General features: G+C 71.3%; 18 protein-coding genes. 9 read left to right on the top strand and 9 right to left on the bottom strand.

Going from position 1 to position 22,443, the window contains the following annotated elements; all coding sequences use genetic code 11:
* Window positions 1-365: 365 nt before the first annotated feature.
* From ACFYPJ_RS15990 to zapE, 7 genes are all read right to left on the bottom strand, one after another.
* On the bottom strand, window positions 366-1,100 hold the full coding sequence (locus tag ACFYPJ_RS15990) for a peptidyl-tRNA hydrolase (protein WP_389016415.1): 735 nt from the start codon (window positions 1,098-1,100) through the stop codon (window positions 366-368).
* Between the two features lie 63 nt (window positions 1,101-1,163).
* The gene (locus ACFYPJ_RS15995) at window positions 1,164-1,346 is read right to left on the bottom strand and encodes a hypothetical protein (protein ID WP_389016418.1); all 183 of its coding nucleotides are present in this window, start codon (window positions 1,344-1,346) and stop codon (window positions 1,164-1,166) included.
* A gap of 19 nt (window positions 1,347-1,365) precedes the next feature.
* A complete protein-coding gene (locus ACFYPJ_RS16000; RefSeq protein ID WP_389016421.1) occupies window positions 1,366-2,211 on the bottom strand; it encodes a polysaccharide deacetylase family protein in 846 nt (281 codons plus the stop codon).
* Between the two features lie 323 nt (window positions 2,212-2,534).
* Window positions 2,535-3,587 carry a slipin family protein gene (locus tag ACFYPJ_RS16005; RefSeq protein ID WP_389016424.1) on the bottom strand — a complete coding sequence of 351 codons (1,053 nt, stop codon included), beginning with the start codon at window positions 3,585-3,587 and terminating at the stop codon, window positions 2,535-2,537.
* 100 nt (window positions 3,588-3,687) lie between these two features.
* Complete coding sequence (locus ACFYPJ_RS16010) at window positions 3,688-5,148, bottom strand: SulP family inorganic anion transporter (RefSeq protein WP_389016427.1); 1,461 nt, start codon at window positions 5,146-5,148, stop codon at window positions 3,688-3,690.
* 8 nt (window positions 5,149-5,156) lie between these two features.
* Window positions 5,157-5,735 (bottom strand): carbonic anhydrase, encoded by a 579-nt coding sequence (locus ACFYPJ_RS16015; RefSeq protein ID WP_389016430.1) that lies wholly within the window; start codon window positions 5,733-5,735, stop codon window positions 5,157-5,159.
* Between the two features lie 761 nt (window positions 5,736-6,496).
* The gene (gene zapE / locus ACFYPJ_RS16020; protein ID WP_389016432.1) at window positions 6,497-7,597 is read right to left on the bottom strand and encodes a cell division protein ZapE; all 1,101 of its coding nucleotides are present in this window, start codon (window positions 7,595-7,597) and stop codon (window positions 6,497-6,499) included.
* 37 nt (window positions 7,598-7,634) lie between these two features.
* Between zapE and ACFYPJ_RS16025 the strand changes: the two genes are divergently transcribed.
* The 7 genes from ACFYPJ_RS16025 to ACFYPJ_RS16055 all read left to right on the top strand — a co-directional run bounded on the left by ACFYPJ_RS16025 (window position 7,635) and on the right by ACFYPJ_RS16055 (window position 16,185).
* Window positions 7,635-8,486: a pyrimidine reductase family protein gene (locus tag ACFYPJ_RS16025; RefSeq protein ID WP_389016435.1), complete on the top strand. Its 852-nt coding sequence runs from the start codon at window positions 7,635-7,637 to the stop codon at window positions 8,484-8,486.
* Between the two features lie 155 nt (window positions 8,487-8,641).
* A complete protein-coding gene (locus tag ACFYPJ_RS16030) occupies window positions 8,642-9,115 on the top strand; it encodes an indole-3-glycerol phosphate synthase (RefSeq protein WP_389016438.1) in 474 nt (157 codons plus the stop codon).
* 463 nt (window positions 9,116-9,578) lie between these two features.
* A complete protein-coding gene (gene murC / locus ACFYPJ_RS16035) occupies window positions 9,579-10,964 on the top strand; it encodes a UDP-N-acetylmuramate--L-alanine ligase (protein ID WP_389016440.1) in 1,386 nt (461 codons plus the stop codon).
* Window positions 10,965-10,984: 20 nt separating this feature from the next.
* Complete coding sequence (gene msrB / locus ACFYPJ_RS16040; RefSeq protein WP_389016443.1) at window positions 10,985-11,392, top strand: peptide-methionine (R)-S-oxide reductase MsrB; 408 nt, start codon at window positions 10,985-10,987, stop codon at window positions 11,390-11,392.
* Between the two features lie 474 nt (window positions 11,393-11,866).
* A complete protein-coding gene (locus tag ACFYPJ_RS16045; protein WP_389016446.1) occupies window positions 11,867-14,083 on the top strand; it encodes an MMPL family transporter in 2,217 nt (738 codons plus the stop codon).
* A gap of 132 nt (window positions 14,084-14,215) precedes the next feature.
* Window positions 14,216-15,532, top strand: coding sequence for a sensor histidine kinase (locus ACFYPJ_RS16050; protein WP_389016789.1), 1,317 nt, complete (start codon window positions 14,216-14,218; stop codon window positions 15,530-15,532).
* On the top strand, window positions 15,529-16,185 hold the full coding sequence (locus ACFYPJ_RS16055; protein WP_389016449.1) for a response regulator: 657 nt from the start codon (window positions 15,529-15,531) through the stop codon (window positions 16,183-16,185). The genes ACFYPJ_RS16050 and ACFYPJ_RS16055 overlap by 4 nt, the downstream gene beginning before the upstream one ends.
* A gap of 159 nt (window positions 16,186-16,344) precedes the next feature.
* Here ACFYPJ_RS16055 and ACFYPJ_RS16060 read toward each other — a convergent pair whose 3' ends face one another.
* A complete protein-coding gene (locus tag ACFYPJ_RS16060) occupies window positions 16,345-17,502 on the bottom strand; it encodes a Dyp-type peroxidase (RefSeq protein WP_389016452.1) in 1,158 nt (385 codons plus the stop codon).
* Between the two features lie 87 nt (window positions 17,503-17,589).
* Between ACFYPJ_RS16060 and ACFYPJ_RS16065 the strand changes: the two genes are divergently transcribed.
* On the top strand, window positions 17,590-18,936 hold the full coding sequence (locus tag ACFYPJ_RS16065) for a right-handed parallel beta-helix repeat-containing protein (protein WP_389016455.1): 1,347 nt from the start codon (window positions 17,590-17,592) through the stop codon (window positions 18,934-18,936).
* 7 nt (window positions 18,937-18,943) lie between these two features.
* Here ACFYPJ_RS16065 and ACFYPJ_RS16070 read toward each other — a convergent pair whose 3' ends face one another.
* Entirely contained in the window at window positions 18,944-19,741 is a 798-nt protein-coding gene (locus tag ACFYPJ_RS16070) for a hypothetical protein (RefSeq protein WP_389016458.1), read from the bottom strand.
* Window positions 19,742-19,877: 136 nt separating this feature from the next.
* On the opposite strand from ACFYPJ_RS16070, the gene ACFYPJ_RS16075 reads away from it, so the two are divergent.
* Window positions 19,878-22,385 carry an SdrD B-like domain-containing protein gene (locus ACFYPJ_RS16075; protein WP_389016460.1) on the top strand — a complete coding sequence of 836 codons (2,508 nt, stop codon included), beginning with the start codon at window positions 19,878-19,880 and terminating at the stop codon, window positions 22,383-22,385.
* The last annotated feature ends 58 nt before the right edge of the window (window positions 22,386-22,443 follow it).

Consider the following 22,443-nt stretch of genomic DNA (forward strand, 5'->3'; position numbering starts at 1 on the left):
CGCGGTGGCGTGACGGAGGTATGGCCTGGCCGGCCAGGCACGAATCCCCCTCCCGGCTTCTTCAGAGCAACATTTGAGGTTGCGGCGGGACGGGTGCCGGCACCGGAGCCGTCGGGCCGGGCCGGACGCGCTCGAACCGGCAAGGGAACGTCGAACGGCGGACGGTGACGCCGGGCCCCGGGCCGCTGGAGGGGGCAGCGGTATGACGATCCGGGTTTGCACCGTGAACCGGCACGGCGCGGTCACCCAGGTGCGCGGCACGGTGACCGTCGTGCCGGGCGACGCCCCCCTGCCGTTCGGTTCGGATTTTCCTCCGTGCGACTGTCCCGGCTGCCGGGGGACCCGGGAGCCGGCCAGGTGAGCGTTCACCGTCTGCGCAGCCGTGGCGCGAAGCGGGTGCCGCCCTCCGCCGCGACGGTCAGCCCGGGGGCGATCTCCGTGAACCCCGCGTCCCGTACCAACGGCAGTTCGCTGACCGTCAGTTCGCGCCAGTCGGCCGGGTCCGCGGTGCGCACGGACAGCGGGAAGCCCGCGTCCCGCCAGTCGGCCCGCTCCGCGTCGGACAGCTCCCACCATGCGAGCTGGGCACCGTGCCCGGCCTGGGCCATCGACTTGCCGGCCGACATGTCGACACCCGGATTCAGCCACAGCACCGGGTACGCCGGGTCCGGGCCGGCCGGCGGCTCCGGCTCGTCGAGTTCGGTGCCGGACACCTGGAGCCGGGCCAGGTCCTTGGGCCAGCCGTCCAGCGGAACGGGCGGGAAGACCCGTACCTCGGCGGACTTCCCGGTGACGGTGATGCCCGGCAGCGCCTCGGCCCGCCGCCACTCGGCGCCCCGGGCCCGCCGCACCACCTTCCGGATCCGCGCGTCCTGCCAGTCCCGTACCGCCTGCGCCCACGCGCCGTCGGCCTGTGCCCGCTCGTCCGCGAGCAGCACGAGCACCGCCCGGGCAGCCGTCTCCAGGGCGTCGGTGCGCGCGGGCGGTGCTCCTCGCTCGATCCGGACGACGAGCGGCAGCACGAACTGCGGGGCCTCGTCGCGCGGGGTGCGCTCGGTACGGAAGGGGTGGGCACCGGGGGAGTCAGGAACTTCGCTCACGACAGCCCACCCTACGGCGCCGTGCGGCGGTGCTGCCGCGGGCCGGTGCCCGCCGCCCGCCGGTCAGCCCGAGCAGGCGGTCCGCTGTGCCTCCTGCCACTCGCAGACGGGGCACAGCGTGATGCCCGGGTGCGACCGCGGGTACTCGGTCGGCTCGCGGCACAGCACGCATTCCGCGTACGGCGGACCGGCGGTGGGGGCGGGCCGGCCGGGGCCGGCGGTCGGGCGGGGTTCCTCGTCGCTCATGCCCTCCAGCGTAGGCCGGTCAGCGGCGCGGCCCGGTCGCCGAGATCAGCGCGGAGACCTTCACGAACTGGAAGCCCCGCTTACGCAGTTCCGGCACGATCGTCCGTACGACCTGCTCGGTGGTCGGCGCGGCGCTGCGGGTGCAGTGCATGACCACCACCGACCCCGGCTGCACCCCGTCCAGCACCTGCTTGGCGACCGCGTCGGCGTCCGTCGCGAACGCGTCCCCGCTCACCACGTCCCACTGCACCGCGGTGACCCCGAGCCCGCTCAGGGCGCGCAGCGCCTGCTGGTCGTAGCAGCCTCCGGGGAAGCGGAAGTACGGCATCGGGTGCGGCACGCCCGCCTTGCTCAGGGCGGTGTACGCCTGCTCGACGTCCGCTCGCATCCGGTCGGCGGAGACGGTGGGCAGGCCGTAGCAGTCGGCGGTGAAGGCGTAGTGGCTGTAGGAGTGGTTGGCGACCTCGAACAGCGGGTCGCTGCCGACGGACCGGGCCTCGGCCGGGTACTGCTCGGCCCATCGGCCGGTCATGAACACGGTCGCCGGGACCTTCAGCGTCCGCAGCGTGGCGATGAGCTGCGGGTTGTCGAAGTGTTCGCCCGCCGCGGCGCGCGGCCCCTGGTCGGCGGTCATGTCGGCGTCGAAGGTGAGGGCGACGGTCTTGCCCTGGGTGCGCGGGCCGTTCATGAAGACCGGGGTGAGTCCGCCGGGACCCGGGGTGAGCGTGGGCGGACGCGAGGCTGAGGAGGGGGCGGACGGCGTGGTGGCCGGGCCGGCGGTGTGCGGGGTCTCGGCGGTGCCGCACGCGGCGAGGACTGCGCTCAGGGCGCAGAGGGCGGCGACTCGGCGTACAGGAGTGAACACGGTAAGAAGATATGACTTAAGAAGGTATGTATCAGGTTGCTTGGCGCGTGAAGTGCCTATATGTCACCCGCCCGGCCTTGCGTGCGTGATCGCCCGCCCGCCCGCAGGGTTCTGGCGCGCGAGAGGCCGGGCTGCCCTGGCTCGCGCGTCCGTCCGGTCCGCAAGGGGCCGTCCGGTCCGGCGGGCCCCGTCCGGCCCGCCGGGTCCGACAGGACCGTTCCGGCGGCCAGGAACCGTCCGGCCCTCGGGCCCGTCAAGCCCGTTCAGCCCACCGCCTCGTCAGGCCCACCCGCCCCGTCCGGCTCAGAGGCCGTATCCGCCGGTCAGGAGGCCGGTGGGGTGGGTGTGGACACCGGGGGCGTTCCCGAGGCCGGCTGGGGCAGCGGGGGAGTCGGGGGCCGGTCGCCGCCGGTCGGCGGGGGTGGCGCCGCCTGCGGAGGTGCGGTCGCCGGGGTGCCGGCCGAGCGGGTGCGGCCGGCCGCGGCGCCGTCCCCCGTGCGAGCCGCCCCCGTGGTCGGTCCGGTCTGCGTCGGTCCATCGTGTGCCGGTCGGGCGGGCGCGGGCTTGGCGGGCGGGGGCTCGGCGTCGTGCGGGGCGGCTTCGCCGATCGCGGGCTGCTGCTGGGCCTTCTCAAGGAAGCGCAGCAGTTCCACGGGGAAGGGCAGCACCAGCGTGGAGTTCTTCTCGGCCGCCACCGCCACGATGGTCTGCAACAGCCGCAACTGCAGCGCCGCGGGCGTGTCCGCCATCTGCTGGGCCGCTTCCGCGAGCTTCTTCGACGCCTGGAATTCGGCATCGGCGTTGATGATACGGGCCCGGCGCTCACGGTCCGCCTCGGCCTGCCGCGCCATGGAACGCTTCATCGTGTCGGGCAGGGACACGTCCTTGATCTCGACCCGGTCGATCTGCACGCCCCAGCCCACGGCCGGGCTGTCGATCATCAGCTCAAGGCCCTGGTTGAGTTTTTCGCGATTGGACAGCAAGTCGTCGAGGTCGCTCTTGCCGATGATCGAACGGAGCGAGGTCTGTGCCATCTGGGAGACGGCGAACCGGTAGTCCTCGACGTTGATCACTGCCGCCGTCGCGTCCATGACCTTGAAGTACACGACCGCGTCGACCCGCACGGTCACGTTGTCCCGGGTGATGCCCTCCTGCGCGGGGATCGGCATCGTCACGATCTGCATGTTGACCTTGCGCAGCCGGTCGACCCCCGGGATCACCATGGTGAAGCCCGGCGTACGGGCCGGGTCCAGGACCCGCCCGAGCCGGAAGACCACGCCGCGTTCGTACTGCTTGACCACTCGGGCCGCCGCGGCCAGGTAGACCACGCCGACGGCACCGAGTCCCACGAGGGCTCCCACCAGTTCCTGGAGCATGACGACCTCCCTCGGTCAGAGGTCTGTTCGTCCACTCCTGCAACGATATGCCCGGTGTCTGGTCCGGGGCCACGCCCCTGCCCCGGACCAGACGGGCGCGTTACCGCGCCGCCGTGAGCCGTACCGGCTCGGTCCCGGAGGCGCTGTGCCGCTCGGCCCAGGTCTCCAGCGCCGTACGGCAGGCATGGTCCAGGTGGTGCAGGCCGGACAGGTCGAGCCGGACCGGCCGGTCCTTGGGCAGCGCCTCCAGGCTGTCGAGGATCTTCGGCAGCCGCAGGAAGGTCGCGTTGCCCGACAGATACGCCTCGACCGGGCCCGCCCCCTTGTCGACGAACTCCAGCTTGACGTGCGAGGCCACCCATGCCGTCTTGACGATCGCCAGCGCCAGGCCGATCAGTACGCCCTCGAACATGCTGACCGCGACGATCGCCACGGCCGTGACGGCCAGGATCAGTGCCTCGCCCCGGGACTCACGCCACAGCGCCGCCAGCGCCCGCACCGGGATGAGCTTGGCGCCCGAGTACACCAGGATGCCCGCGAGCGCCGGGATCGGGATGTAGTTCAGCACACCCGGCAGCAGGGCCGCGAACAGCAGCAGCCAGCCGCCGTGCAGGACCCGCGACGCCTTCGTACGGGCACCCGCCTGCACGTTCGCCGCGCTGCGCACGATCACCGCGGTCATCGGCAGTGCGCCGAGCAGCCCGCAGATCGTGTTGCCCGCGCCCTGGGCGACCAGTTCCTTGTCGTACTGGGTGCGCGGCCCGTCGTGCAGCCGGTCCACGGCCGCCGCGCTGAACAGCGACTCGGCGGACGCGATCAGGGTGAACGCGACGACCGTGCCCAGCACGCCGAGGCCGGCGAGTTCGCCGAAGGCGCTCAGCGGCGGTGGCTGGACGGAGTCCAGCAGCCCCTTCACCTCGACGGTGGCCACCGGCAGGTCGAGGAGCAGTGCCGCCAGCGCGGCGAGACCGACCGCGGCGAGCGGGCCGGGCACCGCGCGCATCTTCGCGGGGACGAGCTTCCACAGGACGAGGACCGCGACGGTGCCCGAGCCCACGGCGAGAGAGGCCAGCGAGCCCGAGTCGCCGAAGGCGTCCAAAAGCGCCCCCGGGAGCCCGGCTATCTTGCCGGGACCCGAGGCCGGGGCCTGAGCTGCCAGCACCGGATACAACTGCCCGGCGATGAGCACCAGACCGATACCGGCCAGCATGCCTTCCACGACCGAGACCGAGATGGCCCGGAACCAGCGCCCGAGCCGCAGGGCGCCCATCGCCATCTGGAGCACCCCGGTGACGAGCACGATGACGCCGAGCACGGGCAGCCCGAACTGGTGCACCGCCTCGAAGACCAGCACGGTCAGGCCGGCGGCCGGACCGGAGACCTGGAGGCTGCTGCCGCGCATCAGCCCGGTGACAAGACCTCCGACGATGCCGGTGACCAGGCCCAGTTCGGCCGGTACGCCGGAGGCGACGGCCACGCCCACGCACAGCGGGAGCGCGACCAGGAAGACGACGAGGGAAGCGGTGAAGTCCTGCTTGAGATGGGGGAATTTCTTGGTCACGGCGCCGCTCACAGTGCCTCGAAGGTGTCGGTCCGGGCGACGTGCGCCCGGACCGCGCCGGTGTGCACCTCGTAGTACCAGGCGTGCAGGGCGAGCCGCCCCTGGGCCAGCTTCTCGGCCACGCACGGGTACGAGCGCAGCCGCAGCACCTGGGTCAGGACGTGGCTCTGCACGCCCTCGGCGACCGTGGGGTCGGCGACCGCTCCGGCCGGGCGCGGGGTCGCGTGCGCCAGCCAGTCGCGCACCGCGGGTACGGCGGTCAGGTCGTCGCCGCGTACGAGCGCGCCGACGGCACCGCAGTGGGAGTGGCCGCAGACGACGACGTCGCGGACGCCGAGCACCTCGATGGCGTACTCGATGGTGGCCGCCTCGGCGGTGGGGGTCGATGAGACATACGGCGGGACGATGTTTCCGGCGGTGCGCAGTTCGAACAGCTCACCGGGGCGGGCGCCCGTGATCAGGGCCGGGACGACCCGGGAGTCGGAGCAGGTGATGAACAGGACCTGCGGTGACTGGCCTTCGGCGAGTTCGGCGAACTCCTCAGGGCGCTGTCCGAAGGCACGGGCGTTGTCGATGAGGGGTTGCATGGTGTCTTGGTTCCTCCTGGCGCGTCATGACGACGCGTCGGACTTGCACGACGGTTGTGGGGGTGGGTGGGACTGCCGGTCTCTCAGCAGAGGAAGACCTGAAGTGCCGCCGGAGTATGGGCTCTCAAGGCTCTTGGGAGGTGCTGCCGCGGCGCTTCGGACGCGCTCTGCGGGCGCGCGATCGTCGTGTGACGGGCGGGAACGGGGCGTTCCTGCGCCCATCCCGGGGTGGTGGTTCGCCGGTGGTCACGGGCGTGTGGCGGAGTGCCTGGTTCCGCGGTGTGCCCGGTGATGCGGTACGTCACCGGGCTGAGGGGCGCCTGCTGCCCGGAAAACTCAAGTCCCCGATCAGCCTTGGCCTTTACGTGACTGAATGTGTGCGCGGATGCGAACGCATCTGCGCACACGAAGAACTGCAGGGCGAGCAGTGCTGCGGTGAGGAGCCTCAGGGCACCCCTGGCCGCCTTACCTCGGAACATGCGCCCCCTCTCGACAGTTCACGTCTCTAGTACATACCAAGGCTTGGTCAATGGATGGTCAAGAAACACATTAACCCTGCAAAGTTGCTTGCAGGGTTAACTCTGCGTTTCGTGTCCAGGAGAGCGTGAAAAATGCGGGTCGCTGGCGTGAACCCGGTACTTGACCCACGGGCCTTGATCGTCTAAAGGGCCGCGCCGCGAATGTCCACATAGCCGACTGCCCCGAGGCGCCCGGTCTCAGGGGTGAGGTCGAGGTGCCGGAGCTGCCCCGAGGCCCGTGTGTCAGGCCGCCACGAGGGGTTTCGCGTCCCGGGTCAGCGCGGTGAGCCGGGATATCGCGCGGAAGTACTTCTTGCGGTACCCGCCGTTCAGCATCTCGTCGCTGAACAGCGCGTCGAAGGGCAGCCCCGAGGCGAGGACCGGCACTTCACGGTCGTAGAGCCGGTCCGCGAGGACCACGAGACGCAGCGCCGTGGCCTGGTCGGGCACCGCTCGCACACCGGTGAGGCACACCGCCCGCAGGCCGTCGGTCAGCGCGCCGTAGCGGCTCGGGTGCACCTTCGCGAGATGGTCGAGCAGCCGCGGGAAGTCGTCGAGCGAGGCACCCTCGGTGGCGTACGCCGTCTGGGTCACCTGCTCGTCGGTGAACGGCGCCGGCGCCTCGGGCAGACCGCGGTGGCGGTAGTCCTCGCCGTCGATCCGTTGCGTGCGGAAGCGGGCGGACAGGCCCTGGATCTCCCGCAGGAAGTCGGCGGCCGCGAACCGGCCCTCGCCCAGCTTGCCCGGCAGCGTGTTCGAGGTGGCGGCGAGCGCGACGCCCGCGTCGACCAGCCTGCCCAGCAGCGTCGACACCAGGACCGTGTCACCGGGATCGTCCAGCTCGAACTCGTCGATGCACAGCAGCCGGTGGCCGCTGAGGGTGCGCACGGTCTCCTGGAAGCCGAGGGCGCCGACCAGATTGGTCAGCTCGACGAAGGTGCCGAACGCCTTGAGCGCGGGCTCGGCCGGTGCGGCATGCCAGAGGGAGGCGAGCAGGTGGGTCTTGCCGACGCCGTACCCGCCGTCGAGGTAGACGCCACGCGGTCCGGCCGGGACCTTGGCCGCCCTGGACCTCCCGAAGCCGAGGAACCCCCGCCTGCCGCCGCCCGAGGGTGCCCGGCCGAGACCGGCGGCGAAGCCCTCAAGGACCCGTACGGCCTCGGCCTGGCCGGGCTGGTTCGGGTCCGGCAGATAGGTGGCGAAGCGGACCGAGTCGAAGCGGGGCGGCGGCACCATCTCGGCGACCAGCCGGTCCGCGGGGACGCGCGGCTCGCGGGCACACAGGGACAGCGGGGTCGCTCCGGCGGCGGAGCCGGGTCGGGAGGCGGCGGTGAAGGACGACACGGTTACTCATGTTAATCGCCGTGCCACACTGCACCGCATGCGACGCCTGTTCCCTGTGACCGAAGAAACAGCAGCCCAGGCCATGGCCGCGGACGCCGGCCGAGAGGGGGAGGAGGGGACCGGCGGCCCCGCTTCCGGCGGCGCGGGCGATCTTGCGGAGCGGGAGTGGAGCCTGGCCGAACTGGCCGCCGCCTATGCCTACCCCGAGCCTGCCCGGCGCGGGCACACGGCCTGGCTGCGGGCCAACATGGTGTCCACACTGGACGGCGCCGCCCAGTACGAAGGACGCTCCCAGCCCATCTCCGGACCGGCCGACATGCGGATCTTCGGTACGCTCCGGGCGCTGGCGGACGTCGTCGTCGTCGGTGCGGAAACGGTACGCCAGGAGGGGTACCGGCCGGCACGCGCGCGTGCCGAGTTCGCGGCGGCCCGGGAAGCGGCGGGGCAGGGCCCGGCCCCGGCGATCGCAGTCGTCAGCGCACGACTGGAGCTGGACTTCACGCTCCCGCTGTTCACCGCGCCCCTGGTCCCCACCCTGGTCCTGACCGGTGCCGCGGCGGCCCCGGACCGGATCGCCGCCGCCGAGCGCGCGGGCGCCCGGGTGATGATCGCGGGCGACGGCGCCGAGGTCGATCCGGCCCGCGCGGTACGGGCCCTCGCCGGCCTCGGTCACACCCGGCTGCTCACCGAGGGCGGCCCCCGGCTGCTCGGCCGGTTCATCGCCGCCGGGGCCCTGGACGAGCTGTGCCTGACGCTCGCGCCGATGCTCACGGCGGGTGATGCACAGCGCATCGCCGGGGGTCCCCCGGTGGCTGTGCCCCGACGCTTCGAACTGGTGTCCCTGCTGGAAGAGACCGGATATCTGTTCGCCCGCTACCAGCGGTCCTGAAAACAGCGGAATGTGCCGTTCCGTTTAGCCCCCGCCGGGCACACTACATCCGGCAGGACCCGTGCGAACACGGGGCAGGATGGTTTCCGCAGGGCCTGGCACGGCCCACGGAGGAGAGAGGGCCAGAAGGGTCCTCGAAGGAGAATGGGGCGCTGGTGTTCACAAGCGTATTGATGATCGAGAAGGCCCTGACGTCCGCCGACGTGGAGTTCGTCACCACCTTGCACGGTGATGAAGCGGTCTCCTTCCACGTGCTGCTCCAGCCGCGCGGCGACCAGGCCGACCGGCTGCTGCGGGCCATCGACGACATCGCCCTCGGCGAACTCGACGACGCCGCCCGCGAACGGGAGACCCCGGAGGGCGACGCGGCGAAGGAGCCCGCCGAGCAGGCGCTGGAGGTGTCCCTCGCCGCGCTGCGGTCGGTCGGCGGCCGGGCCGAGGGCCGGCTGGTCGAGGACCATCCGCTGGACGCCCTGAAGTCCCTCGTCGACGAGGTGGGGGCCGACGAGGTGATCGTCCTCACCGATCCGCACTACGTGGAGGAGTTCTTCCATCGCGACTGGGCCTCGCGGGCCCGGCACAAGGTGGGAGTGCCGGTGCTGAAGCTGTTCTCGCACAGCAAGGCGTAGCGCTGCCGCTCGGGCATGCGGAAGCCGACTGGCTCGTGCTGCTTCGTTCCTGTTCACCCCGGCTCGCCCCGGTTTCGCTCCCGGCTCGGCATGCCCGGGGGCGAAGCCGGTCCGCTCCGCCTGCCGGCATCCGGGTGTGGGCTCGGGTTCGGCTACGGCTAAGTAGGGCTTCGGTGTCCGGCTCCGGGTCCGGGCCTCCGGGGCCGGCCACGAGCAGGGCTTCTGGGCGCGGTGGCGTGGGGCGTGAGCGCGCCTGGGCGCGAGGGCGCAAGGTGGTTGTAGGGCACCGACCACGTCTGCCGCGTACCACGGCCGTGTACCACCATCCGGCGGATCCGCGGACCGATGCGCCCCGCGCCCCTGGAGGGCCTGGAGGGCACGGTCCGCGCCAAGCAATAGGCTGGGAGCGCGTTCCCGGTGGGGCGCGCTCCGTCGACGTATCGCACCTGGGGAGAACACGCGCATGGCAGCCGGCCTTCGTACCGCCATGGACCGACCGCACTTCATCGGCATCGGCGGCGCCGGAATGTCGGGGATCGCGAAGATCCTCGCGCAGCGTGGGGCCAAGGTCGCGGGGAGCGACGCCAAGGAGTCGGCGACCGCCGAGGCCCTGCGGGCGCTCGGGGCGACCGTGCACATCGGGCACGCGGCCGAACATCTCGCGGACGACGCCGACTGCGTCGTCGTGTCCTCGGCGATCCGCCCGGACAACCCGGAGCTGGTCCGCGCCGCCGAACTGGGCATCCCGGTGGTCCACCGCTCCGACGCCCTCGCCGCCCTGATGGACGGCCGGCGGGCGATCGCCGTCGCCGGCACCCACGGCAAGACGACCACCACGTCGATGCTGGCGGTGGCGCTGACACAGCTCGGCCTGAACCCCTCGTACGCCATCGGCGGCGACCTGGACGCCCCCGGCTCCAACGCGCTGCACGGCACCGGCGACATCTTCGTGGCCGAGGCGGACGAATCGGACCGCAGCTTCCACAAGTACACGCCCGAGGTCGCGATCGTCCTCAACGTCGAACTCGACCACCACGCGAACTACGCCTCGATCGACGAGATCCACGAGTCCTTCGAGACCTTCGCCGGCCGGATCGTGCCCGGCGGCACCCTGGTGATCGCCGCGGACCACGAGGGCGCCCGGGAACTGACCCGGCGGCTGGCCGGTTCGGTACGGACGGTGACGTACGGTGAGCGCACGGACGCCGACGTGCGGATCCTGTCCGTCGTCCCGCAGGGACTGACCAGCGAGGTCACCGTGGAGCTGGACGGCACGCCGCTGACCTTCACGGTCTCCGTGCCCGGCCGGCACTACGCGCACAACGCGGTGGCCGCGCTCGCGGCGGGCGTCGCCCTGGGCGTCCCGGCGCGCGAGCTGGCGGCGGCGCTGGCCGCCTACACCGGGGTGAAACGCCGCCTGCAGCCGCTGGGCGAGGCGGCCGGTGTGCGGCTCATCGACTCGTACGCGCACCACCCGACCGAGATGACGGCCGACCTGGAGGCGATGCGGGCGGCTGCCGGGGACGGCCGGATCCTGGTCCTCTTCCAGCCGCACCTGTTCTCCCGCACACAGGAGCTGGGTACGGAGATGGGCCGCGCCCTGGCCCTCGCGGACGCCTCGGCCGTCCTCGACATCTACCCGGCCCGTGAGGACCCGATCCCCGGCGTGACCAGCGAGCTGATCATCGAGGCGGCACGCACGTCCGGCGCGGACGTCACCGCCGTCCACGACCAGGCCGGGGCCGTCTCCGCGATCGCGGGAATGGCGAGGCCCGGTGATCTCGTTCTGACCATGGGCGCGGGTGACGTGACCGACCTGGGCCCACGGATTCTGGAGCACCTGTCGTAGTAGTGAAGGGGCTGACGCTCATGTCGTACGACATCGATAAGCCGGACGAGCAGTGGCGCGCGGAGCTGACCCCGGCGGAGTACGCCGTGCTGCGCCAGGCCGGCACCGAGCCGGCGTTCACGGGTGAGTACACGGACACCAAGACCACCGGTGTCTACTCCTGCCGCGCCTGCGGCGCCGAACTTTTCACCTCGAACACCAAGTTCGAGTCCCACTGCGGCTGGCCGAGCTTCTACGACCCGCGGGACTCGGACGCGGTGGAACTCCTGGAGGACCGCTCGCACGGGATGGTGCGGACGGAGGCGCGGTGCGCTCGGTGCGGGTCGCATCTTGGGCACGTGTTCGAGGGGGAGGGATATCCCACGCCCACGGACCAGCGGTACTGCATCAACTCGATCTCGTTGCGGTTGGTGCCGGACGAGGGCTGAGCGCAGTCGGCTGACGGCGCCTGACTGATGCCCGCACATGGATTCTGTGCGGGCATCACGTGTTTCGCTCCCGCTCGTGTCAGACGGTCTGGAAGAACGGCGCCGGCGTCGGTGCCACCGCCGCGGACCGCAGACAGAGGGCCGCGCTGCGGAAGTCGAACGGGGCACTGCTCTCCGGCAGGTCGAGATCCAATGACGGGAACGCTGCTTGAGGGGACGTGAGCGGGGGACGCGGCCGCAGGCTGATTCCGTTCGCAGCCAGGAGAGTGGAAACGCCGAGGCGCATCTGCGGCCTGGGCCTTGCGGATCAGGCGTACTCCTCGCGGATGAGGGGCGGATGGCACCGTGGTACCGCTGCCCGGGCCTCATTCACCTCCCCGGACTCACGGTTGGGTGCTCAGGCGTTCGTAGCGTGATGCATGGGCCGGAACACGGCCCGCCATCGTCTGCAGCCTGCCCTTCCGGGAGTACTCCGTGGCAACGTTTCTCTACCGGCTGGGCCGGTTCTCGTTCCGGCGACGACGGCTCGTCCTCGCACTGTGGATCGCCGTACTGGCGGTCGTCGGCCTGGGTGCGGCCACCGTGTCGAACAGTACGACGGACAGCTTCAGCATCCCCGGCACCCAGTCCCAGCAGGCGACGGACCTGCTGAAGAAGGAGTTCCCGCAGGCGTCGGCCGACGCGGCCACGGCTGAAGTGGTCTTCAAGACGGCGAACGGACAGAAGCTGACGTCCGGTGCCCACAAGTCCGAGATCGAGTCCCTCGTCGCCGACCTCGGCGCGGCGCACCAGGTGGCCCAGGTCGCCGACCCGTACACCAGCGGCGCCGTCAGCAAGGACGGCACGATCGCCTATGCGCAGGTGACGTACGACGTCCCGCAGGCCGACGTCACCGAACGGGCCCGCGACGACCTGGCGGACATCGCCGCCAAAGGCGGGCACGCGGGCCTCGAAGTCAGCATGCGCGGATCAGCCGTCGCCGAGGAGAACCACCAGAGCGCGTCCGAGCTGATCGGCATCCTGATCGCCGCCGTCGTCATGGTCATCACCTTCGGCTCGCTGATCGCGGCCGGACTGCCGCTGCTGACCGCGCTGTTCGGGGTCGGGATGGCGGTCTGCGGGATCACCGTCGCGACCTCCTTCATCGACCTCAGCTCCAACACGAGCACCCTGGCGCTGATGCTGGGCCTGGCCGTGGCCATCGACTACGCCCTGTTCATCGTCTCCCGTTACCGCAGCGAGCTGAAGGCGGGCCGGGCACCGGAGGAGGCCGCCGGGCGGGCGCTCGGCACCGCCGGTTCGGCGGTGGTGTTCGCGGGGATGACCGTGGTCATCGCTCTGGTCGGACTCAGCGTCATCGGCATCAAGGTCCTGACCGACATCGGGCTCGGCGCCGCGTTCGCGGTGGTCGTCGCCGTCGTCATCGCACTGACCCTGCTGCCCGCGATGCTCGGCTTCGCGGGGCCGCGGATCTCGGCCGGAAAGTACCGGACCCGAAGGATGCGGGCCGTCGAGCGCGGCGAACGCGAGCCGATGGGCGTGCGCTGGGCGACGTTCGTCCTGCGCAACCCGGTCAAGGTCCTCGGCGCCTCGGTGGCCGGTCTGCTCCTGCTCGCCGCTCCCGCCCTGTCGCTCCGACTCGGCATGCCCGACGACTCGACGGCCGCCCCTGGCAGCACCCAGCGCATCGCCTACGACACCGTCAGCGAGGGGTTCGGCGCCGGCTTCAACGGTCCGCTGACGGTCGTGCTCGACGCCCGCCACAGCGACGACCCCAAGGCCGCCGCGAAGGACGCGTCCAGGCTGCTCGAAGACCTGCCCGACATCGCCTCCGTGAGCCCGGCCGCCTTCAACCAGACCGGCGACGTGGCCCTGCTCCGCGCCGTCCCGGGCTCCTCCCCGAGCAGTCAGAAGACGGTCGACCTCGTCTCCGGGATCCGCGACCGGAGTGCGGCCCTCCATGACGACACCGGCGCCGAACTGATGGTCACCGGCACCACCGCCCTCAACATCGACATCTCCGGCAAACTGAGCGCGGCCCTGGTCCCGTACCTGTGCGTGGTCGTCGGCCTGGCGCTGATCCTGCTGATGCTGGTGTTCCGTTCGCTCCTGGTCCCGCTCAAGGCCGCCGTCGGCTTCCTGCTGAGCATCCTCGCGACCCTCGGTGTCGTCGTCGCCGTCTTCCAGAAAGGCTGGTTCGCGGACGTCTTCGGCGTCGACCAGACCGCCCCGATCGTCAGCATCCTGCCGATCTTCATGGTCGGCGTGGTGTTCGGACTCGCGATGGACTACGAGGTCTTCCTGGTGACCCGGATGCGGGAGGAGTACGTCCATGGGGCCGGGCCGCGGGAGGCGGTCGTCGCCGGCTTCCGGCACGGGGCCCGGGTGGTCACGGCCGCCGCGGTCATCATGATCTCCGTGTTCGCCGGGTTCGTCTTCAGCGACGCGGCGATCATCAAGTCGATGGGCCTGGGCCTCGCCGCCGCGATTCTCCTCGACGCCTTCGTGGTGCGGATGACCGTCGTACCGGCGGTGATGGCCCTGCTCGGCGACCGCGCCTGGTCGTTGCCCGGCAGGCTGGACCGGCTGCTGCCCCGCGTGGACGTGGAGGGCGAGGAACTGCGGCACCTGCTCGACGACCACCCCGAGCCCACCGTCCCGCGCACACCCGTGCCCACCGGAAAGAGCTGAACGGCCGGCCGTACGATCCGCAGCGGGGCGTACCGCCGCCCCTGGCTGTTCCACCGGCGCCGCCCGCAGACCCCTCCTCCTCCCGGGGCCGCGGGCGGCACCTGCATCGAGAAGGTGTACGACGTGACCGCAATGACCGCAGCCCGCCCCTCGGCGTCGTCCGTCACGCCCGAGACGCTGCTGGGCGGGGCAGAGCGACGCTCGGACGTCGCGGTCCTGCGCTGGCTCATGCGCATGAGACAGGCGGACCTGGACCATCCGTGGATCCGACGCTGGACCGCGCCGTTGATGTGCGGGCTGTTCGGGATCCCGGCCCTGCAGGACGCGGCCGACGGCGCCAAGCCCGGCCTGCCGGGAATGCTGGTGCTGACGGTCGCCTTCTGCCTCCCGCTGCTGTGGCGGCAGCAGCGGCCCCTCCTGACCTTCGCCATCACCTCCGTGGTCTCGGTGGTCGCCCTGGCCCTGGACACCTCCACGGGGGCCGAAACCGCGCGGGTGGCGGCGCTGCTCAATGCGGGCCGCGCGGTCCGGCCCGTTCAACTGGCGGTCTGCGTGACGGTGGCCATCACGCAGACGTCGCTCATCAGCATCGCCCAGAGCGACGGCCGGACGACCGGACTGCAGACTCCGGTGGTGGCGACCGTCCAGGCGCTCCTGGTGGCGGCGGTCGCCGCGGCGGGCGTGGTCGGCCGAGTGGTGAACGCCTACATCGTCGCCCTGCAAGAACGTGCCGTCCGCCTGGAGATCGAGCGCGACCAGCGCGCCCGCCTCGCCGCCGCCGCCGAACGCTCCCGCGTCGCCCGCGAGATGCACGACATCCTCGGCCACACCCTCGCCGTCATCGTCGGCCTCGCGAACGGCGCCGCCGGACTGACCGAGGCGAAACCCGAACGGGGTGCCCAGACGCTGCGCATCATCGCCGACAGCGGCCGTGGCGCCCTGGCCGAACTGCGCCGTCTCCTCTCCGTCATCGGCGACGACGAGAAGACCGCCGCCGAGGACACCCCGCTCGCCCCTCAGCCGGGCTTCAACGACCTGAACGCGCTGCTGGAACGGGTCCGCGCCGCCGGCCCCGCCGTCACCCTGCACACCGAGGGCCGCCCGGCCGGCCTGCCGCCCGGTCTCCAACTCGCCGTCTACCGCGTCGTCCAGGAGGCGATGACGAACACCCTCAAGTACGCGGCGCCCGATACGACCGTCCAGGTCACGATCGCCGTCGACGGCACGGCCGTGGACCTCACGGTCGAGGACACCGGGCCGTCCCTCTCCCCACAGGTCGACACCGCACAGGTCGACACCGACGGCCGCGGCCTGGTCGGCATGCGCGAACGGGCCGCGCTGTACGGCGGAAGCGTCACCGCCGGCTCCAACGACCGCGGCGGCTGGACCGTGCACGCCCGACTTCTGATCGCCAACACCTCGGCACCCACGGAGAACAGACCCGTATGACCACCGTCCTCATCGTCGACGACCAGGCCCTGCAACGGCTCGGCTTCAGCATGCTCATGGAGCAGCACGCCGACCTGAGCGTGGTCGGCGAGGCCACCCACGGCGCCGAGGCGGTCCGGATGACCGCTGAACTCCGCCCCGATGTCGTGCTGATGGACGTCCGTATGCCCGGCATGGACGGCATCGAGGCGACCCGCCGCATCGTCCACTCCGGCGGACGCTCCCGGGTCCTCGTGCTGACCACCTTCGACCTGGACGAGTACGCGTACGACGCGCTGCGCGCCGGTGCCAGCGGCTTCCTCCTGAAGGACGCTCTGCCCGATGAACTAGTCGCCGGCATCCGGGCGGTGGCCGCCGGGGACGCCGTCATCGCGCCCGGCCTGACCCGCAAGCTCATCGACGCGTTCACCGAACGCATGCCGGGCCGGACCCCCGGACAGGAACACCGCCTCACCGCTCTCACGGAACGCGAACGTGAGGTCCTCATCGCGATGGCCACCGGCTGGAGCAACACCGAGATCGCCGAACGGCTGTGTCTCGCCGAGTCCACGGTCAAGTCCCATGTGAGCCGGGTGCTGGCGAAGATCGGCGCCCGGGACCGGGTACAGGCGGTGATCTTCGCCTACGACACGGGACTGGTGAAACCCGCCTGATCCCCGAACGGGGCAGCAGGAGGCGCTCGATCCCGCCGCCTGTTCGACCTCCCGCCCACCCGCGCAGGCGCCCGCGACCTGGGCGGCACCCGGTGTGCCGAGTGTGCCGAGTGTGCCGAGCAGCCGCCCGATCACGCCGGAGCCACGGCCACCCGGCGATCAGCCGAACAACTGGGAACCGAGCGGGCGCTTCCGGTCGAAGCCGGGGAGGATCAGGAAGGTCCCGCTGGCGGTCGTCGTGGTGTACGGCAGCAGTGCGTCGGAGGTGTCCATGCGGGTGAGGGTGGCGGTGAAGGTCCGCAAGTCGTTCTGGAAGCTGATGAAGAGCAGGCCGGGAGCGGGCTCGTCGGTGCTGTAGGAACGGCGGAGCATGAGGCCGGCGCCCACCATGGCGGAGTGCGCCCGGCGCACATGGGCGTCCACAGGGACGAGATAGCGCCCGTCGGGCGTCTTGGCGCCGAGTTCCGGGCCCGAGGAGACGGAACCGCCGGAGAGCGGTGCGCCGCTGGCCCTGCGCCGCCCGAAGACCGCCTCCTGCTCGGCGACGGACAGGGCGGCGAACCGTGGCAGGTCGAGTTCCATGCGCCGCAGTACGGCAATGGTGCCGCCGGCGACCGCGGGGGGCCCCGCCAGCCACAGGTCGCGTTGCTGTTCGGCGCTCGTGTGCGGGCCGACGATGCCGTCGATGAAACCGAGCAGGTTGCGCGGCGCGGTGAGGCCCTTGCCGATGGGCACGTTCGTACCGCGGTGCCCGGACTGCCGCCAGCGTTCGCGGATGCGGTCACGGGTCTGGTCCAGGAGCGCGGCGGCGGCGACCGGTACGAGCAGCGCGTCGCTGGCGCAGATCTGGAGCAGCAGGTCACCGCCGCGTGCCTGCGGGGTGATCCGCTCGCGGGAGAACCGCGGGAGGTCGGTGGCGCCGGGCAGCGAGGCACCGGCCGCGCGCACCAGCCGCGGGCCCACGCCCACGGTCACGGTCAGGTCGCCCGGCGGCAGGCCCAGCAGCCGCGGGTCGTTCCCCGCGGTGAGGGTGCGGATGGCCTGGCCGAGTTCGGCCAGGAGCGGACCGGGCGCCACGGCGGCATCGAGGTCGGCCACCACGGCCAGCAGGTTGCGCTGGGCCGTATGGGGGAGCGTGACGCCCGCCTGGTGCCGGCCCGTCGCCGGAACCTGCGTCGGCGTGTCCGCCGCGGAAGGCGCGGGCCGGCCCGGCCGGGCGGAGTCCGAGGTGCACCCGGCGGTGAGACCGGCGGCCACCACGACGCCGGTGACATCGAGTAACGCGCGGCGTGACAGGGGGTGATCGGCTCGGTGCATGGTGTGCAGAGTGCCACACCCGAATCGCGGCCGACGCCCAACCCCCCTATTCCGGCGGGGAATTCGTCGTCATGCCAGACTGGGATCATGTCTCGATCCTCTCTGCGCGTGATGGCGGCGGTACTGGGCGTACTGACGCTCGTGGTCGGCTGCGGCGGTGGCGGCGGCGATGACGGATCGGACGAGGGCCGGCGGCCCGCCGGTGCGCATGTGACGATCCGGGTGCCTGCCGACGCCCCCACGATCTCGGCCGCGGTGTCCCTGGCCCGGGCCGGTGACCTGGTACTGGTCGCGCCGGGTGTGTACCACGAGTCGGTGAAGATCGACACGGCCGGTGTCACTCTGCGCGGCGCCTCCCGGGACAAGGTCGTCATCGACGGGCGGTTGCAGCAGCCGAACGGCGTCGTCGTCGCGGCGCCCTGGGTGGCCGTGCAGAACCTGACGGTGCGGAACAACACGCAGAACGGGGTGCTGGTCACCGGTTCGGCGGCGGCGGTCGCCGGTCTGCCGGGGCACAGCGGCGGCTACGACACCGGCGACGAGCCCGTCACCCTGCTGAAGTCGTTCCAGGTCTCGTACGTGACCGCGACCCGCAACGGCCTGTACGGCATCTACGCGTTCTCCGCGCAGAACGGCGTCATCGAGCACTCCTACACATCGGGCGGGGCCGACTCGGGGATCTACGTCGGACAGTGCAAGCCGTGCCGCGTCGTGGTGCGGGACAACGTCTCCGAACTCAACGCGGTCGGCTACGAAGGCACCAACGCCAGTGGCGACATGTACGTGGTCGGCAACCGTTTCGTCGGCAACCGCGTCGGACTGACCACCAACTCCGACCACCAGGAGAAACTGCTCCCGCAGCGCGATGCCGTCATCGCCGGCAACCTGATCGCGGACAACCAGCAGAAGCAGACCCCCGAACAGGCCGACGGAGGCTGGGGCATCGGCGTCGGCGTCGACGGCGGCAGCGACAACCGGTTCCTCCGCAACCGGATCACCGGCAACACCAACGCCGGGCTCGTGATCACCGCGACCGCCGACATCCCGGCGAACGGCAACCGGATCACGGACAACACCTTCACCGCCAACGGCGTCGACATCGGCTGGACGTTCCCCACCGCCACCCGCGGGCGGGGCAACTGCGTGCAGGGCAACGCGCTTCGGACGACCGTGCCCGCACGGCTCGCGGCGACCGCGGCCTGCCCGGTCCCCGGCACCTCGGCCACGCCGTCCGGCACCTGGTCGAACCCGGCGGCGCCCGCGGGCATCCCGTTCACCGACGTGGCCGAACCCGCCGCGCAGCCGCAGTTCCCGCATGCCACCACCACTGGCGCCACCGCGGTGCCGGCCGTTCCGGAGCTGCCGGACACCGCGGACATCCCGCTGCCCCCGCCGTCACTGCTCGCCGCCGGTGCCCGGGTGCGCACCTCGTGAGCGGCGGCTACCGCGCCGGTGTGACCTCGGGGACCGGAGTGACGGGGACGTACTTCTGGGTGTCGAAATCGATGACCACCGGCTGCGCCTCGGATGCCACGTTGGCCCGCACCCGGTACATGGTGCCGTCCGAGCCGATCCAGTAGCGCACGGTCCCCGTCGTACCTGCCTTGGTACGCGCCTCCGGCCCGTTCATGACATCCGTCCGACGGCCGTGCACCTGCTCGCGTCCGACCCATGCGGCGCCGTTCTGCGGGAGCAGTTCGGCGTTGTCCGGCCGGTCGCTGCCCAGGCCGAGCGTGATGCCGAGCGCACTGTCCAGGGCGATGCCGGACGTCTGCATCGGACGGTTGTACCAACCGGACGCGGGTGGCGATGTCGGTGCGGTCGCCGGGGGGTTCGTCATGGGGTGGACGCGGACGGCGGTGGCCGTCCACTCGATCAGCCCGTCGCTGGACGTGTCGCGACCGGTCCCGCGCACCACCCCGTAACCGGTCTTGGCGCGGTAGTCGACGGAGCCGGTGACGACCAGCCCGCCGGCGGCGCTCGGCACGGTGATCGTCACCGCGCGGCCGCCCGCCTGGTAGTTGCGGAACCGCGTGATCGCCAGCCGGTTCACCTCGTCCGAGGTCAAGGCACGCCGGTCGGTGGGGCCGTCACCGGTGCCGACGAGGGCGAACGCGGCCGTCGCGACGGCCGCGACGCCTATGATCCCGACTGCAATCCACCGTAACCGTGGCCACCGGCGGTGGCGCTGGTCTGCCGCGCGACGCGGGAGACCTCGCTTGAAGTTGATGTTCTGCACGCGCCGCGATGCTAACAGGTCTCCAACGAAGCCCCCCGAAACTCCCTGTTTCGCACCCATGACGCTCTGTCAACTTGTAGGCTGATCAGTGAGTTTGCAGAATTGGCGATAGTGCAGGACGAGATGAAGGAAGGCCATGCCATTACGAAGACTGGTGTGGGTGGGGCTGTCCGGTCTGTTACTGGTGGGCGGCGCCACAGGCACGATCGTGACAGGCGCCGGGCAAGCCGGCGCATCGACCTCTGACGGCACACTGACCGTCGAGGTGCTGCGGGACTTCTTCGGCACCGGCGTGATCAACACGACCATGGACGTGCCGCAGCGGGGGATGAAGGTCGACGTCGCCGACCTTGCGGGCCATCACGTCACCGGCGTGACGGACGCCACCGGCAAGGTCATCGTGCCGCCGTCGAGCGAGTTGACCGGCGGCCGGTACCGCGTCGACGTCACCGTCCCGGCCCCCTACAACAACTATCTGCGGGCGGCGCCCGCCTCGACCGCGCAGAACCACTTCGACAGCTTCACCACGTTCGTCGACGTCTCGGGCGGCAAGGACGCCTCGGTGGTCACCGGGGTCTGGGACGCGGCGGACTACACGCTGCCGGACTCCCGCTATTTCGTGCCGGTCCAGAGCGGCGCCGGCGGGACGGAGGACCGCGCACTGGTGGCGTTCGGGACGGACGCCCGCGGCAACTGTCCCACCGACCGGGCCTGCCCGGACGTGCTCAACACCCAAGCTCAGGTGGGCACGACGTTCGGGCTGGCCTACGACAAGTACCGCAAGCAGTTGTTCCAGTCGGAGTTCGCCCGGCGGTACACCGAGTACGGGCCGGACGGCGGCGACGCGATCTACACCGTGCCGACCGACGGCGGGGGTGCGCCGAAGCTGTTCGCGAAGGTGCCGGGCGCCTCGGTGACGCCGCACGACACCGCCAACCTGATCAAGGACGGCGGGTTCGTCGACGTACCGGGCAAGGAGAGCATCGGCGGCCTGACCCTGTCGGAGGACGGTTCGACGCTCTACGCGGTGAACCTGCGCAACCGCACCCTGGTCAGTTTCGACGCGACCGGCCCCGAGGCGTCAGCGCCCGAGGCGACCGTGCCGATTCCCGACCCGGGCTGTGCGGCGTCGTCCGACTGGCGGCCGTTCGGCCTGTCCACCCACAACAACACTCTGTACGTCGGGGGTGTGTGCAGCGCGGAGAGCACACAGAAGCGCGCGGACCTGAAGGCCGTCGTCGCCACCTACGACGGCAAGAAGTTCACCACGGTGCTGAGCCAGCCGCTGACCGCCGAGCGCGGCGAAGTGTGGAACGCCAAGGCCAATTACGACCAGAACAACCACTGGAACCCGTGGAACAGCAGCCTGGAGACCTGGGACGACCGGGACCTGGGCGGCGTGATGATCGATCCGCAGCCGGAGCTGGCCAGCATGGCGTTCGCCCGAGACGGCTCGATGGTCCTCGGCTTCCGCGACCGGTTCATGGACACCGTGAGCTGGGGCGGGCTGGACCCGAGGCCGGGCAAGGACAACCCGCAGAACGCCATGTCCGGTGGCGACATCAGCATGGCCTGCGCCAAGCCTGACGGCGGGTACGAGTGGGAAGGCACCGGAAGCTGCCCGAACCACTCCACGGACCCCACCAAGAACGGTGCGCAGTCCGGCAACGTCGTCGAGTACTTCCCGGGTGACTTCTTCCCGAACGGCGGCTCCGCGACCCAGCCCGGGCCGCACCAGGAGTCCTCGCTGGGATCGGTCGCCTACATTCCGCAGCAGCAATGGGTCGTCAGCACGCAGATGGACCCGACGGGCCAGGTCATCACCAACGGGACGGGCTACTACGACATCGCCACCGGTGCCGGCCCCGGCAACGACCCGGCCGCCAACGCGTACCAGTTCGTCGGCCCGAACCAGAACGGGTTCGGCAAGGCCGGCGGCCTCGGCGACATCGCGTACGCCGCGGCGAACGCACCGATCCAGATCGGCAACGTGGTCTGGTACGACGGCGACCACAACGGCATCCAGGACCCCGGTCAGGTGCTGCTGCCGGACGCCACGATCAACCTGCTGGACGCCGACGGCAAGAAGGTCGCCACGACCAAGACCGATGCCGCCGGTGAGTACTACTTCGGTGGTGTCGGCGCCGAGTACGAGCTGACGCCGGGCGCGAAGTACACGGTGCAGTTCGACATGTGCACCGCGGACACCAGCAACGTGCCGGGCCAGCCGCCGGCCACCAAACTGCGGTTCACACTGCCGCGGGCCGGTGACAACCGGGCACATGACTCCAACGTGACCCCGCCGACCACCGGCCGACTGTGCAACGGATACGCCCCGGTCACAGCACCGAAGAAACCAGGAGGGGTCGACCACACGATCGACGCCGGCGTGTACATCCCGAAGAAGGCATCGCCGACACCCACGCCGTCGGCATCCACGCCGTCGGCATCCACGCCGCCGGCCTCGGTGCCGCCGACGCACGGGACGCCCAACACTCCGGCGCCGGCAGGCTCCGGACCGGGTTCGCTCGCCAACACCGGTATGTCCGGCATGAGGGACATGCTCTTGCTGGTCGTGGTGCTGCTCGGTGCGGGTGCGGCCATCGCCTTCGCAGGCCGTAAGCGCCTCGCCAGGCACCGCTGACACCCAGAAATCTCCGTACGATCCGACGGGCCGGTGCGATGCACCGGCCCGTCGGCAT

Source organism: Streptomyces sp. NPDC006012, from assembly GCF_042871185.1.
Classification (GTDB): domain Bacteria; phylum Actinomycetota; class Actinomycetes; order Streptomycetales; family Streptomycetaceae; genus Streptomyces.

Coding starts and splice junctions, on each gene's coding strand:
- ACFYPJ_RS15995 (WP_389016418.1), bottom strand. CDS start 1,346: ATGAGCGACGAGGAACCCCGCCCGACCGCCGGCCCCGGCCGGCCCGCC.
- ACFYPJ_RS16005 (WP_389016424.1), bottom strand. CDS start 3,587: ATGCTCCAGGAACTGGTGGGAGCCCTCGTGGGACTCGGTGCCGTCGGC.
- ACFYPJ_RS16015 (WP_389016430.1), bottom strand. CDS start 5,735: ATGCAACCCCTCATCGACAACGCCCGTGCCTTCGGACAGCGCCCTGAG.
- ACFYPJ_RS16025 (WP_389016435.1), top strand. CDS start 7,635: ATGCGACGCCTGTTCCCTGTGACCGAAGAAACAGCAGCCCAGGCCATG.
- murC (WP_389016440.1), top strand. CDS start 9,579: ATGGCAGCCGGCCTTCGTACCGCCATGGACCGACCGCACTTCATCGGC.
- msrB (WP_389016443.1), top strand. CDS start 10,985: ATGTCGTACGACATCGATAAGCCGGACGAGCAGTGGCGCGCGGAGCTG.
- ACFYPJ_RS16050 (WP_389016789.1), top strand. CDS start 14,216: ATGACCGCAGCCCGCCCCTCGGCGTCGTCCGTCACGCCCGAGACGCTG.
- ACFYPJ_RS16055 (WP_389016449.1), top strand. CDS start 15,529: ATGACCACCGTCCTCATCGTCGACGACCAGGCCCTGCAACGGCTCGGC.
- ACFYPJ_RS16060 (WP_389016452.1), bottom strand. CDS start 17,502: ATGCACCGAGCCGATCACCCCCTGTCACGCCGCGCGTTACTCGATGTC.
- ACFYPJ_RS16065 (WP_389016455.1), top strand. CDS start 17,590: ATGTCTCGATCCTCTCTGCGCGTGATGGCGGCGGTACTGGGCGTACTG.
- ACFYPJ_RS16075 (WP_389016460.1), top strand. CDS start 19,878: ATGCCATTACGAAGACTGGTGTGGGTGGGGCTGTCCGGTCTGTTACTG.